This window comes from Pseudomonas sp. RW409 (assembly GCF_003184125.1).
Classification (GTDB): domain Bacteria; phylum Pseudomonadota; class Gammaproteobacteria; order Pseudomonadales; family Pseudomonadaceae; genus Aquipseudomonas; species Aquipseudomonas chlororaphis_I.
Genome location: NZ_QHHP01000033.1, coordinates 418555 through 431056, shown reverse-complemented (window position 1 = coordinate 431056; position 12502 = coordinate 418555). Strand labels below are relative to the sequence as shown.

Annotated in this window: 12 protein-coding genes; 6 read left to right on the top strand and 6 right to left on the bottom strand. The window is 61.3% G+C overall.

Translation table 11 applies throughout. The annotated features are described in order from the left end of the window. Nucleotides 1–175: 175 nt before the first annotated feature. Entirely contained in the window at nucleotides 176–448 is a 273-nt protein-coding gene (locus DK261_RS15195; protein ID WP_009045712.1) for a hypothetical protein, read from the top strand. 98 nt (nucleotides 449–546) lie between these two features. On the opposite strand, the gene DK261_RS15190 is transcribed toward DK261_RS15195, so the two are convergent. From DK261_RS15190 to DK261_RS15180, 3 genes are all read right to left on the bottom strand, one after another. Further along, entirely contained in the window at nucleotides 547–1164 is a 618-nt protein-coding gene (locus tag DK261_RS15190; protein ID WP_007924751.1) for an FKBP-type peptidyl-prolyl cis-trans isomerase, read from the bottom strand. A gap of 129 nt (nucleotides 1165–1293) precedes the next feature. Beyond that, nucleotides 1294–1596: a DUF6482 family protein gene (locus DK261_RS15185; RefSeq protein ID WP_009050951.1), complete on the bottom strand. Its 303-nt coding sequence runs from the start codon at nucleotides 1594–1596 to the stop codon at nucleotides 1294–1296. Nucleotides 1597–1731: 135 nt separating this feature from the next. After that, nucleotides 1732–2220, bottom strand: a complete 489-nt coding sequence (locus DK261_RS15180; protein ID WP_007924753.1) for a TIGR00645 family protein — start codon at nucleotides 2218–2220, stop codon at nucleotides 1732–1734. A 160-nt stretch (nucleotides 2221–2380) separates the two neighbouring features. Here DK261_RS15180 and DK261_RS15175 point away from each other — a divergent pair, with 160 nt between their 5' ends. Next, a complete protein-coding gene (locus DK261_RS15175; protein WP_110175911.1) occupies nucleotides 2381–4213 on the top strand; it encodes a hypothetical protein in 1833 nt (610 codons plus the stop codon). A 32-nt stretch (nucleotides 4214–4245) separates the two neighbouring features. Here DK261_RS15175 and DK261_RS15170 read toward each other — a convergent pair whose 3' ends face one another. Then, nucleotides 4246–4557 (bottom strand): hypothetical protein, encoded by a 312-nt coding sequence (locus tag DK261_RS15170; protein ID WP_007924756.1) that lies wholly within the window; start codon nucleotides 4555–4557, stop codon nucleotides 4246–4248. A 210-nt stretch (nucleotides 4558–4767) separates the two neighbouring features. Further along, nucleotides 4768–7206, bottom strand: coding sequence for a Lon protease family protein (locus tag DK261_RS15165; protein WP_009050953.1), 2439 nt, complete (start codon nucleotides 7204–7206; stop codon nucleotides 4768–4770). 273 nt (nucleotides 7207–7479) lie between these two features. Here DK261_RS15165 and DK261_RS15160 point away from each other — a divergent pair, with 273 nt between their 5' ends. From DK261_RS15160 to DK261_RS15145, 4 genes are all read left to right on the top strand, one after another. Beyond that, nucleotides 7480–7968, top strand: a complete 489-nt coding sequence (locus DK261_RS15160) for a DUF3015 domain-containing protein (RefSeq protein ID WP_007924760.1) — start codon at nucleotides 7480–7482, stop codon at nucleotides 7966–7968. A 93-nt stretch (nucleotides 7969–8061) separates the two neighbouring features. Next, on the top strand, nucleotides 8062–9915 hold the full coding sequence (locus DK261_RS15155; protein WP_110175910.1) for a DUF4105 domain-containing protein: 1854 nt from the start codon (nucleotides 8062–8064) through the stop codon (nucleotides 9913–9915). A gap of 94 nt (nucleotides 9916–10009) precedes the next feature. After that, complete coding sequence (locus DK261_RS15150) at nucleotides 10010–10363, top strand: hypothetical protein (protein WP_009050955.1); 354 nt, start codon at nucleotides 10010–10012, stop codon at nucleotides 10361–10363. 72 nt (nucleotides 10364–10435) lie between these two features. Further along, entirely contained in the window at nucleotides 10436–10930 is a 495-nt protein-coding gene (locus DK261_RS15145) for a GreA/GreB family elongation factor (RefSeq protein ID WP_009050956.1), read from the top strand. Here DK261_RS15145 and gdhA read toward each other — a convergent pair. Further along, nucleotides 10927–12264, bottom strand: a complete 1338-nt coding sequence (gdhA, locus tag DK261_RS15140; RefSeq protein WP_053269973.1) for an NADP-specific glutamate dehydrogenase — start codon at nucleotides 12262–12264, stop codon at nucleotides 10927–10929. The genes DK261_RS15145 and gdhA overlap by 4 nt on opposite strands. Between the last annotated feature and the right edge of the window lie 238 nt (nucleotides 12265–12502).

Genomic DNA, 12502 nt, shown 5'->3' with positions numbered 1-12502 from the left:
GTGAAGCCCTCCCCGCTCCCGCCTGATTCCCCGCCTCTCCCGCCACCTATCAAAAGGCCAGCCCTTTTGACTCACAACAATTTCCATACAGAAAAAAGCAGAAACCGCCAATAGGTACTTGCTATTCATTGAATAAGAATTATTCTCATTGAAACCCATCAAGGAGATGAGACTCATGACTTATTTGATCGACGCATGGCTGGACCGCCCACACCCTTACCTGCGAATCCTGCATCGGGAAACCGGGGAAGTCTGTGCGGTACTGGAAGAAGAAGCCTTGAACGAGCTGCAGGACCAGGGCGACCTGGATCTCAATGGCCTGAGTTCCAGCGAGCCGGTGGTGCTCAAGGAGCTGGTGCGCAACCTGTTTCTGTTCTGCTATGCACGGGCCTTGCGCCCTGCCGGAACAGCCGAAGGGCAAGGCCTGAGCGCAAAAATACGTCTATGACCCCACCTAAACCCTCTGCCAAGGCGAACCTGCGCGCGATCCGTACACCGCACACACGGCGTATGGATCGCGAGCACGCTCAGCCCGGCAGCTGAGGCTTACAGAACGTCGAGCAGCTCGACGTCAAACACCAGAACGCTGTGCGGCGGGATGCTGCCAACGCCTTGCGCGCCGTAAGCCAGCTCGCTCGGCACGTACAGACGCCATTTGCTACCGGCATTCATCAGTTGCAGCGCCTCGGTCCAGCCAGCGATCACGCCGCCGACCGGGAATTCCGCAGGCTGGCCGCGCTCGTAGGAGCTGTCGAACACAGTGCCGTCGATCAGGGTGCCGTGGTAGTGGGTACGCACGCTGTCTTCACGGGATGGCTTGGCGCCTTCGCCCTGGGTCAGCACTTCGAACTGCAGGCCGGAGGCCAGAGTGGTGATGCCTTCGCGCTTGGCGTTTTCAGCCAGGAAAGCCAGGCCCGCGCCAGCAGCGGCTTCAGCCTTGGCAGCGGCTTCGGCCTGCATGATTTCGCGGATCACCTTGAAGCTGGCGGACATTTCTTCCTGGCCTACACGGCTAGGCTTGCCGGCGAACGCGTCGGTCAGGCCCGCCAGGATGGCGTCCAGGCTCACGCCCGGTGGCGGGTTGTCACGCAGCTGGTCGCCCAGCTGACGGCCGATACCGTAGCTGACGCGGGTTTCGTCGGTGGACAGATTTACTTCGGACATGACACTGCTCCGCTGTGCGGACGGCTCGGAAATCCGCCGTGCGTACACAGCGCATCCCGGGACGCCCGGAACCAAAAGGGCGAGCAGACTAGCACAGATGCCACGGTGATGAACGTGCGTCCCCGCCTGTCAGGCCGAGCGGACGGCGAGGGGCACCCGCAGGCTGTCATCGGTATTGGCCGAGAGGCCGCACATCTCGTCATGCACTGAAGCGTGGATCAGGTTGAAGGGCAGCTTGGGAAAGGCATGCAGCACTTCCCGGGCATGTTCCACCGAACGCAGATGCAACATCTGCCCGTGGGCGTCGCTCAATGGATAGGCCGTCCCGTGCATCCGCGCCTCGAGCAGATAGATACCGCCTTCGAGGGAGATCAGGTTCAGCTCGTCGATTTTTCCGGCGACGGCATAAGCATTCAACTCGTGCAGGTTCATGGGTGCACCTCGCGCAGTTCAAGCCCGTGACCCCTACAGGGATATGCCTCGGCCGGTAAAAGCACAAGCCACAAACGACGCCGCCCGTCCGTTTCACAACGGCCGGGCGGCGCGGCTACAGCGGTGGTCAGGCGATCAGTGCTTGGTCAGCTTGTCCAGATAGCCCATGGCGAAAGCCGAAATCACGAAGGTCATGTGGATGATCACGTACCACATCAGGTACTGCGGCTCGATGTTCTTCGCGTCCATGAATACCCGCAGCAGATGGATCGAGGAGATCGCCACGATGGACGCGGCCACCTTCATCTTCAGCGAGGAGGAGTCCATCTTGCCCAGCCAGTTGAGCTTTTCCTTGTCCTCGTCGATGTCCAGCTGAGACACGAAGTTCTCGTAGCCGGAGATCATCACCATCACCAGCAGGCCGCCGACCAGTGCCATGTCGATCAACGACAGCAGCACCAGGATCAGATCCGACTCGGCCATGGAGAACACGTTGGGGATGACGTGAAAGACTTCCTGGAAGAACTTCAAAGCCAGGGCGAGCAGCCCCAATGACAGGCCAAAGTAGATCGGCGCCAGCAGCCAGCGCGAGGCGTACATTGCATTCTCGATAAAACGTTCCATTGAATCTCACACAGGTCTGAAAACGGCGGCGAGTATATCAGCCAGCCAAAAGCCCATAAACCGCAACGAAATCCATTGCCTGCGCGTCTGCCAAAGCGTTTTTCTGCTAGTGTCGCAAGCACTTGAACAGCTCAATGACATCGGACAGGAAGCCTGGAGAATGGATTTGCGATTGCCTTTGGCGGGTACCGGCCTGTGTATCGCGGTACTGCTCAGCAGCGGCTGCTCGCCCAGCGACGAGAAGCAGCAAGTCAGCCTGGAACAGAAAACCGCACAGTTCGAACAATCCCTGGACGCCATCCAGGATCCCAAGCTCAAGGACGCCATCGCTGACCTGGGCGGTTCGCTGTTACTGCTCGAGCGAGCGCAACTGCGGCTCAAGAGCAAGCCCATCGAGACCGAATACGGCGATGACGCCCTGGCCCTGCTCAAGCACTACCCCAGCCCGCAGGCCCTGGTCGACACCTACCTCAATGGCCTGTTCGTACTGCGCAAGACCTCCAACTCCGACTACCTGACCGATCTGCAGCCGGTGTTCCCCTTCAGCTTCAACATGCCGGCGCAATTCCCCTTCCCCCACGGCCTGGAATGGCAATCCGTAACCCTGAGCAACGGCAAGGTCATCGCCTTCCAGCCCGAATGGTCGGAAACCGATCCCGGCATCCAGTTGAGCCCCTCCAGTTCCAACCTGACCAATCCGGATGACCTGACGGTGACCTACCCGTTCATCGAAGGCGTGGAAGTCGAAAACAAGAACCAGCCCCAACCCGTGACGTTGCAAGGCAAGGCCGAAGTGATCGCGCCACACCAGGTGCTCACCTTCGAACTGGACAAGGCCGATGTCGGCAAGCAACGCAGCGACAAGAATGTCAGCGTGAAACTGCTGTCCCTGGACAAGAACAGCGCCGAAATCGAGTTGACCAACAGCGCCCCACTGCCGCCCGGGCTCAGCGAGACGCCGCTCAACCCGTTGCTGGTGCAGGCACGCGATAATACCGGCCAGATCCTTTCGCGCTCCGGTTCGATCAACGAGAACAGCCAACAGATCGCCTTCTACGCCAAGCAGCTCGCCGAAATGCAGAAACAGAAGGCCTGGAGCCAGGCGTTCGAACAGCAGCTTGAAGAAGAGCGCAAAACCTTCGAGCGTGAGCAGCACAGCCATTACACCAAGGTGTATTTCAACGGTCTGATCGACAAGCTCGAAGTCAACGTGCTGGATTTCTCTGGAGCCACCGTCACCCGTAAAGAGTTCAACCTGCCGGTGCGGCGCTTCGACCCTCTGACCACCGACAGCAAGATCCAGCCCCTGCCCATGCCGGTAGTGGTGTATGACGACCAGGCACCGAACTACCTCAAGGGCGCCAACCTCGACGAAGACACCCTGAAAAAAAGCGTGGTCGTGCATCAATCCACCGAGGACGCCAGCGCGGCGCGGATCGAGTTCGACCACCCGAAAACCTTCAATGACGAATTGCTGGGCACCTCCTTCTCTACCAGCGACAGCCCGGTGACCTTCTTCACCCAGAACGAAAACGGCAAACGCGGCGAGCCCATCGAACTGCCCTCGGAGGCGGTCGAGGTCGATCCACTGCGTAGCTCGATCACTTACGACCTGACCCTGTTCCCGGAAACCCCGGCTTACGCCGTCGGTGCGATCCCACTGTTTCTGGCCAGCATCGAGAAGAAGGCCCTGCCCGTCAGCCAGTTGCCCAAAGGGCTTGAACTGCGAGGCAATGCGCTGATCGTCGACCAGCGCCTGTTCCCGACCGAGGCCTGGCGCTTCTACGCCAAGGACAGCAGCGGTCAGTACCTGAAGGAGATTCTTGCGGTCAGCCATGAGGCGCCAGCAAAAGGTTCGGCCTCGTTCGACGTGCATTACTTCTATGGGCAGCCCACCGAGCTGGAAACCTACCAGCGCAGCGAACTCAATACCGTCGAATATGGCTTTGAGGTCAAGCTCGACAAGCTGGAGAATCCACCACCCGCCGAGTAGGACTCAGCGGTAGGGATTAAAGGGAGATCGCGTCAATGGCGGCAGCGTTCGCCATTGATCTGCCGTAGTTGCGCCTGAAGGTGCAGGCACCAGATCTGCGGATCGTCGGCCAGCTCATAGCCGTGGGTGGTCAGGCTTTCGACGATGGAATCAAGGATGGATTCGGCCACGCTGGGACCGCAGAAAGGTCCCTGGGCCTTGATGGCCGAAGGTTGTTCACCGGCCATTCCGGCCGCGAACAGTAGGGTCCACATTCCGTTATCTCCCGCCAGCGGGCGGATACTGCACTCGATACGGGTGACCAGGCCAAGACACTGGCGGGTAAGGCAGAGGTTGCGCGACATGGCGGCGACCCTCGGTAGATCCGGTATTCAGCCCTCATGTGAAGACTGTTTCGATCCAGTGACGACTGTCGTTCTCCTGCCCTGAGAATAGGAAGAAAAGACTGAGAAGCAAAGTTGACCGGCTGAACAGGCGCCGAATGGTCTATTCGAGAAAATTGACGCCAGCGGACCGGCGCCGCGACGAAGGCCGAGCCCTCGCCGCGGCATAGCTCATGCCGGCTTGGTTTGCGCCAATGCTTCTTGTGCCTGCTCTTTTTCCGCTTCCTTGAGATCGTCCTCGCTGATCATTTCCGCGATAACCCGCAGACGCTCCACCACCCGCGCGTTGACACTGCCTTCCGGGAACTGGCCATCCGCATCCGGCTCGCCCGCGGGCTCGCCGACCAGCAGGCTCAGCGCCTCGTCAGCCTGGCGCACGGCATACACGTGGAATTTCCCGGCGCGGACCGCTGCCAGTACCTTCTCGTCGAGCATCAGGGTGGCGACATTGGCGTGAGGAATGATCGCGCCCTGCTCGCCCGTCAGGCCCCGCGCTTCGCAGAGGCGGAAGAAGCCTTCGATCTTCTCGTTGACCCCGCCAACCGCCTGCACTTCGCCGAACTGGTTGATCGACCCGGTAATGGCAAAACATTGCTTGAGCGGGGTTTTCGACAAGGCCGAGATCAGCGTGCACGCCTCGCCCAGCGACGCACTGTCGCCATCGACGTAACCGTAGGATTGCTCCAGGGCGATGCTCGCCGAGATCGCCAGGGGGAATTCCTGCGCGTAACGGCTGCCCAGGTAGCCGGTGAGAATCATCACGCCCTTGGAGTGAATCGGCTGGCCGAGATTGACCTCGCGCTCGATGTCGACGATACCGCTGCCCCCCGGATACACCGTGGCGGAAATCCGCGCCGGAATACCAAAGGCCGAGTCGCCCACTTCCAGTACGGTCAGGCCGTTGCACTTGCCCACGGCCGCGCCATCGGTGTCGATCAGAATGATCCCCGCCAGCATGTCGTCGAGAATCCGCGCCGAGACCCGCCCGGTACGGGTGGCCTTGGCCTTGAGCGCCCGTTCGATATGCCCGGCATCGGTCATCTCGTCCGAGGCCAGGTGACGGATGAAGTCCGCCTCGCTGACCAGCTGGAACAGATCGCCAATACGCGCCGACAAGCGCCCCTGGTGTTCCGCCAGCCGGGCGCTATAGGTCGCCAGGCGTGCCACCGCGTCCGCGGTCAGCGGCGCCATGCCTTCTTCGGAGGTGCGGGTTTTCAGCAGCTGGGCGAACTGTTCGAGACTTTCGTCCACCATCGGGATGTCTTCGTCGAAGTCCACCAGCACGCGGAACATTTCCTGGAAGTCCGGATCCAGGTCCTGCAGCGTGTAGTACAGCTGGCGAGCACCGATGATCACGACCTTGACCTGCAGCGGGATGTGTTGCGGGGTCAGGGTCACGGTGGCCAGGCGCCCCAGTTCGCCCAGCGGCGATTCCATCTTCAGCTTGCGCGATTGCAGGGCCCGCTTGAGGGCATCCCAGACAAAGGGTTCGCTGAGCATCTTCTCGGCTTCGAGAATCAGGAAACCGCCGTTGGCCCGATGCAGGGCACCCGGACGCAACTGCCGGTAAGTGGTGTAGAGCGCGCCCTGGTCGGTGCTGTATTCGATGCGGCCAAACAGGTTGTCGTAGGTCGGGTGCGGCTCGAACACCACTGGCGCGCCGCCACTGGCCGGATGGCCGACCACCAGGCTAGGACCATACTGTTCTTCCAGCAGCTTGCGGGCCACGGCGTCGGTCTTGCTGTCGTCCACCAGTTGCTCGACCACGGTCTTGAGCAGGTACACCTGCATGGCTTGCAGGTAGCCACACACGCCGGCATTTTCCGCGTACTTCTCGGACAGCGGCGCCAGCAACGGCTGCAAGGCCAGGGTGATGGTTTCTTCGTTGAGGTGACGCAGCTGGTTGCTCGACTCGCGCTTCCACTGCGGCAGGCTCGCCAGTTCTTCGTTGAGGCGCTCCTCCAGGGCGGAAATGTCCTCGTGGAAACGCTCGCGATCGGCCTCGGGCAATTGCGCGAACTCAGCCTCGTCCAGCGCCTTGCCGTCGAGCATCGGGGTGAAGGCGATATTGCTGCTGTCGCGGTACAGCGCGACGTCCTTCTCCAGCGCCAGGCGCTCGATCACATCGAGGGCACGGTCGTAGCGCTGGTTGAACGCGCGGTCGATGGCGCTTTTCTTCTGTTGATAGGAGGGATGCTCGAAGACCGCCGGAAAGGTCGCCAGCAGGTTGTCGATCAGGCCGTTGATGTCACTGATGAACGCCCCCGCGGCCCCCGAAGGCAGCTCCAGCGCGCGCGGCTCGCGCGGCTCATCGAAATTGTTGACGTAGACCCAGTCGGACGGGGTCTGCAGGCGTTTGCCCTCAGCCTTCAGGTAGCGTTTGACGAAAGAGAAGCGACCAGTGCCGGGCTCGCCCATGACAAAGACGTTGTAACCGGGGCGTGGCATGGCCACGCCGAACTGCAAGGCTTCGACCGCACGTTCCTGGCCAAGCACACCGCGAAAGGGCTCCAAATCATTGGTGGTCGAGAAGCTGAACTGTTCAGCGGAAAACGGACGGGTCAGCGCTTCGGGCGCTAGACGCAAGCTGGCAGCAACAGGATCAGGCATCGGGCTTCCTTACATCAGGCGGGGCAGATGGGGCATTCTGGCGCCGGGTACAGCGGCTGGCAAGGCGCGAGGCAGCGAAAGCGCAGACAGATCCCAGGCGCCACGCGGACAGCATAAAAACCGTCTATTTCAAGGAATGTCATGCAAAAAAACACGGAACCCTTGGAATCTGCCTAAACTCCAAGCTGCGCGGCTGGACTAATAACCGGCCCACTGGCGCCGACATGGGCCAGAACCCTTGTCCATTGGTTTGCACACAAAGAGAACAAAGCTATGAAACGGATTCTTCTCGGTACTCTCTTCACCGCTGTTTCCATCAATGCAATGGCCCAAGCGCCAGGCGGTCCGGATTGTGGGTGGGGCAACCTGCTGTTCGAAGGACAGCGCGGCACTCCGGCTCACTTCCTGGCCTCCACCACCAACGGCACCTCCGGTAACGCGACCTTCGGTATGACTTCCGGCACCAACGGCTGCTCGACCAACAGCGCGCTGACTTACGGCGGCAAATCCTGGTTTGCCATGAATGGCATGATGAATGAGCTCTCCGAAGACATGGCCAAAGGTGAAGGCGAAGCGCTGACCACCTACGCCGTGGTTCTGGGCGTCGCTCCCGAAGACCGCGCGCACTTCGCCGCCGTCACCCACGAGCACTTCCAGCAGATCTTCAGCAAAGCCGACGTGACCGCGGAAGATGTGCACACCAACACCCTGGCCGTGCTGAAAAGCGATGCACGCCTGGCCAAATACGCCACCCCGGCTTAATCTCGACCCGCCCGCTCTTTTCGGGGAGCGGGCTTTTGTTTTTCGGACATGACCCCTCCCGGGTCTTTGTTTTTCCGACTCAAGTTGCCCACCATGCTCAAACGCCTTGCCTCCCTGGCGCTCTGTGTCTGCGCCCCGCTGTCCGCCGCGCCACAAATCGACCACTCACGTTTGCAGCAACTGGCCAACGATCCGTTCTGGATTTCCCTTGGCCACTATGAAACCGCCAAGCTCGGAGGCTGGCGCAGTTATGTCAGCGACCCGAAGTTTTTCCTCGCCAGCGACGGCGCCGAACACCCCGACGCCGAACTCAAGGCCACGCTGAACGCGCTCTACGCCCCCGCCAGCAGCGGCAACCAGCATGCTCAATGCGTGTACCCCGCTCGCACCCGCTGGCTCAAGGCCCAGCTGAACCTGAGCGATCTGCCGACAGTGGACTGCAATGAGTTCAACCAGTGGTTCAAGGACGTCGCGCCCCACAGCACGGTGATGATTTTCCCGGCGGCCTACCTGAACAGCCCGTCGTCGATGTTCGGCCATACCCTGCTGCGCATCGACCAGGCCGATGTGCAAAGCAACCACACCGCCCTGCTCAGCTACGCGATCAACTTCGGCGCCTATATCGAAGGCTCGGACAACAGCATTCTCTACGCCTGGAAAGGCCTGATGGGCGGCTACCCCGGGCTGTTCGCCCTCGTGCCCTACCAGGAGAAGCTCTCGGAATACCGCAGCCTGGAAAACCGCGACCTGTGGGAATACCGGCTGAACCTGACCCAGGCCGAAACCGAACGCATGGTCGAGCACGTCTGGGAACTGAAGCAGATCAAGTTCGACTACTTCTTCTTCGACGAGAACTGCTCTTACCGTTTGCTCGAGCTGCTGCAAGTGGCGCGCCCCAGCCTGCGCCTGACCGGACAATTCCCGTTGACGGCGATTCCCACCGACACCGTCAAGGCGGTGAAGGAAGCCGGCCTGGTGGAGAAAATCGAGTACCGCCCGTCCCGCGAACGTGAGCTGCTGGAGCGCGCCAAGCCGCTGAGCAACGACGAGCAACAATGGGTGCTGAAGGTCAGCGCCGACCAGCAACAGCTGCAGGAGCCGGCCTTCAAGGCCCTGCCACGGGACCGCCAGGCACTGATCATCGATGCGGCCTATCGCCTCGAGCGCTACCGGGCCAACGGTCAGGAGCGCGATCCGCAACGGGCGCAGCGCAGTTTCGAACTGTTGCGGGCGATCAACCGCAACCCGCCGCCCGAACTGTCCATCGAACGCCCAGGCCTGCCGGAAGACGGCCATGAATCGCGCACCTGGCAGGTCGGCGTGGGCACCCGCGGCGACCAGGCTTTTGGCGAATACGGGCTGCGCATGGCCTATCACGACCTCAACGACAACGCCGAAGGTTTCCCCCTGGGCGCACAGATCGAAATCCTGCAGATGAAGCTGCGCCAGTACGAAGGCAACAATTGGCAGTTGCAGCAACTGGACCTGGCGACCATTCGCTCACTGACGCCGCGCAACGAACTGCTGCAACCCTGGTCCTGGCAGGTCACCGGCGGCCTGGAGCGAGTGCCGGGCAAACACGACGATGAAACCCTGGTCAGCCATGTCAACGGTGGCGGTGGCGGCACCTGGCAGCTCAGCGAGAACATGCTCGGCTTCGCCCTGGGCACCGTGCGCGTCGAGCACAACGCCGATTTCGCCGGTTTCATCACTCCGGCGGCCGGCTTCAACACCGGCCTGCTGTGGAAAAACCCGCTGGGCAATTTCAGCATCGAAGCCAAGGGCGACTACTTCACCAACGGTGAGGTACGCCGCAGCTTGAGCCTCAACCAGCAATGGGAGCTATCACGCAACCTGGGCCTGCGCCTGAGCGCCCAGCGCGAGTTCAGCCACCTGGCCACGGCGGAAAACGAGGTGATGCTGGAGCTGAAGTGGTACCACTACTGACCCCCGGTCGCATTCTCACCGCGCTTTCACAAACCACTGACGAATCCCCTTCTAGACTTTCTCTATGAGCCGTTGAGCGGCGTGGGAGTCAGAGATGTGGCGGTATGCGGTGGTGGCATGGCTGGCGTTGCTGAGCGGTTGTGAGACGACCCACGAACAGTTGCTCAAGCAGGGTTATCCACCGGCCTTCGCCGACGGCTTCGATGACGGCTGCGCCAGCGGTCGCCAGGCCGCCGGGGCGATCAACGGCGAATTTCGCAAGAACGTGCCGCGCTACCTCAAGGACCCGCAATACGCCGAGGGCTGGAGCGACGGTTTTCGCCAGTGCCAGGCCATGCTGGAAAACCAGGATCGCAATGACTATCGGCAGCGTCACTGGGACGAACGCGAACGCGCCTGGCGAGAGGAAAAAGACCGCGACGCCGCGCGAGCCTATCGCTCGCAGTAAGTCGCTTTCAGACATGGCCCGAAACCAAAAGGCTGCGACCATGGCCCAAACCTTCATTACGGGAAAACTCCCATGAGCCGAGCCTTCGTCAATGAGGAACTGACTGCCGCCCAGGCCGACCAGCCCGTGGAGCGGCAGATCAGCGCGCAGCCCAACTACGTCACCCCACAGGGCCTGAGCGAACTGCAAGCCAAGGTCGCGTTCCTGCAAACCCGGCACAACCAACAGTCGGCACTGGGCGACCAGGCGGACCCACAGCAACTGGCCGATATCGAACGCGACCTGCGCTACTTCAACCAGCGCCTGCAAAGCGCCCAGGTGGTTCCCCAGGCGACATCGCGGTCGAAAGTGCAGATCGGCAGCCGGGTCATCTTCGCCGACGAGCACGGTACCGAGCAGTGTGTGCAACTGGTGGGAGAGGATCAGGCCGATGTCGCCAAGGGCCTGATCAATTGGGGCTCGCCGCTGGGCCGCGCGCTGCTGGGCACCCAGCTTGGCGATGAAGTACTGTGGCAGCGCCCGGCGGGCGATCAGTTGATCGAGGTGATCCGCATCGACCCGGCTTAAACCACGCCTTGGGCCAGCATGGCATCGGCGACCTTGACGAAGCCGGCGATGTTCGCCCCCTTGACGTAGTTGATCCGGCCGTTTTCTTCTCCGTAATGCACGCAGGCGTGGTGGATCGACTGCATGATGCCGTGCAGCTTGCTGTCCACCTCGCCGGCGCTCCACAGCAGGCGCATAGCGTTCTGCGACATCTCCAGCCCGCTGACCGCCACGCCCCCGGCGTTCGAGGCCTTGCCCGGAGCGAACAGAATGCCGGCCTCGATAAAGATATCCACAGCCTCCAGGGTGGTCGGCATGTTCGCCCCTTCAGCCACGCACATGCAGCCATTGCGCAGCAGCGCGCGCGCCGACTCGGCGTCCAGTTCGTTCTGGGTGGCGCACGGCAGCGCGATATCGCAAGGCAGCGCCCAAGGGTGCTGGCCGACGAGGAATTCGAGATTGAACTGCGTCGCCAGCTCGCTGATGCGCCCGCGCTTGACGTTCTTCAGCTCCAGCACAGCCTGCCATTGCTCCTCGGTCAGCCCGGCCTCGCAGTACAGCGTGCCTTCGGAGTCCGACAGGGAGATCACCTTGCCGCCCAGGTCCATGACCTTGCGCGCCGCGTATTGCGCCACGTTACCGGAACCGGAAATCGCTACGCGCTTGCCTTCCACCCGATCGTCACGGCGCTTGAGCATTTCTTCGGCGAAGTACACGCAACCGAAGCCGGTAGCCTCCGGGCGGATCAGGCTGCCGCCGTAACTCATGCCCTTGCCGGTCAGCACCGAGGTGAACTGGTTGCTCAGGCGCTTGTACTGGCCAAACAGGAAGCCGATTTCCCGGGCGCCCACGCCAATATCCCCCGCCGGTACGTCCACATCCGAACCGATATGGCGATACAGCTCGCTCATGAAGGCCTGGCAGAAGCGCATCACCTCGGCGTCGCTCTTGCCCTTCGGATCGAAGTCCGAGCCACCCTTGCCGCCGCCCATGGGCAGCGAGGTCAGGGAGTTCTTGAAGGTCTGCTCGAAGGCGAGGAATTTCAGCACCCCCAGATTGACCGAAGGGTGGAAACGCAAACCGCCCTTGTACGGGCCGATGGCGCTGTTCATCTGGATGCGGAACCCGCGATTGACCTGGACCTTGCCCTGATCGTCGACCCACGACACACGGAACACCACCGCCCGCTCCGGCTCGCAGATACGCTCGAGAATGCCCGAGGTCAGGTAATGCGGATTGGCCTCCAGGAATGGCCACAGGCTGCGCAGCACCTCTTCCACCGCCTGGTGGAATTCAGGCTGGTCCGGGTCGCGCTTTTTCAGGCGGGCGAGGAAGTCTTCGACGGATTCGATCATGGGAAAGTCTCGGCAAATTTATTGTCGTTAACGGAGATTTGCCCGGGACTTTAGCAACTCGAACAGCACCATGACAGAGCAAAATGTCGCAGTTATGAATTTAAATGGTGCAATAGATATAAATATTTGGCTGTTTTCGGCCTTTTACGCACCATTCAAGGGATCGAAACCACAGGCCTCGCCCCACGATGGGCAGCTCGAAAATTGGCGGTGCCAGTCAGGGCGCATCGCGAGCAAG

What these genes read in the sequence shown, in the direction of transcription:
- DK261_RS15180 (WP_007924753.1), bottom strand. Translation starts at nt 2,220, where the DNA reads ATGGAACGTTTTATCGAGAATGCAATGTACGCCTCGCGCTGGCTGCTG.
- DK261_RS15145 (WP_009050956.1), top strand. Translation starts at nt 10,436, where the DNA reads ATGAGCCGAGCCTTCGTCAATGAGGAACTGACTGCCGCCCAGGCCGAC.
- DK261_RS15170 (WP_007924756.1), bottom strand. Translation starts at nt 4,557, where the DNA reads ATGTCGCGCAACCTCTGCCTTACCCGCCAGTGTCTTGGCCTGGTCACC.
- DK261_RS15195 (WP_009045712.1), top strand. Translation starts at nt 176, where the DNA reads ATGACTTATTTGATCGACGCATGGCTGGACCGCCCACACCCTTACCTG.
- DK261_RS15150 (WP_009050955.1), top strand. Translation starts at nt 10,010, where the DNA reads ATGTGGCGGTATGCGGTGGTGGCATGGCTGGCGTTGCTGAGCGGTTGT.
- DK261_RS15155 (WP_110175910.1), top strand. Translation starts at nt 8,062, where the DNA reads ATGCTCAAACGCCTTGCCTCCCTGGCGCTCTGTGTCTGCGCCCCGCTG.
- gdhA (WP_053269973.1), bottom strand. Translation starts at nt 12,264, where the DNA reads ATGATCGAATCCGTCGAAGACTTCCTCGCCCGCCTGAAAAAGCGCGAC.
- DK261_RS15185 (WP_009050951.1), bottom strand. Translation starts at nt 1,596, where the DNA reads ATGAACCTGCACGAGTTGAATGCTTATGCCGTCGCCGGAAAAATCGAC.
- DK261_RS15160 (WP_007924760.1), top strand. Translation starts at nt 7,480, where the DNA reads ATGAAACGGATTCTTCTCGGTACTCTCTTCACCGCTGTTTCCATCAAT.
- DK261_RS15175 (WP_110175911.1), top strand. Translation starts at nt 2,381, where the DNA reads ATGGATTTGCGATTGCCTTTGGCGGGTACCGGCCTGTGTATCGCGGTA.
- DK261_RS15165 (WP_009050953.1), bottom strand. Translation starts at nt 7,206, where the DNA reads ATGCCTGATCCTGTTGCTGCCAGCTTGCGTCTAGCGCCCGAAGCGCTG.
- DK261_RS15190 (WP_007924751.1), bottom strand. Translation starts at nt 1,164, where the DNA reads ATGTCCGAAGTAAATCTGTCCACCGACGAAACCCGCGTCAGCTACGGT.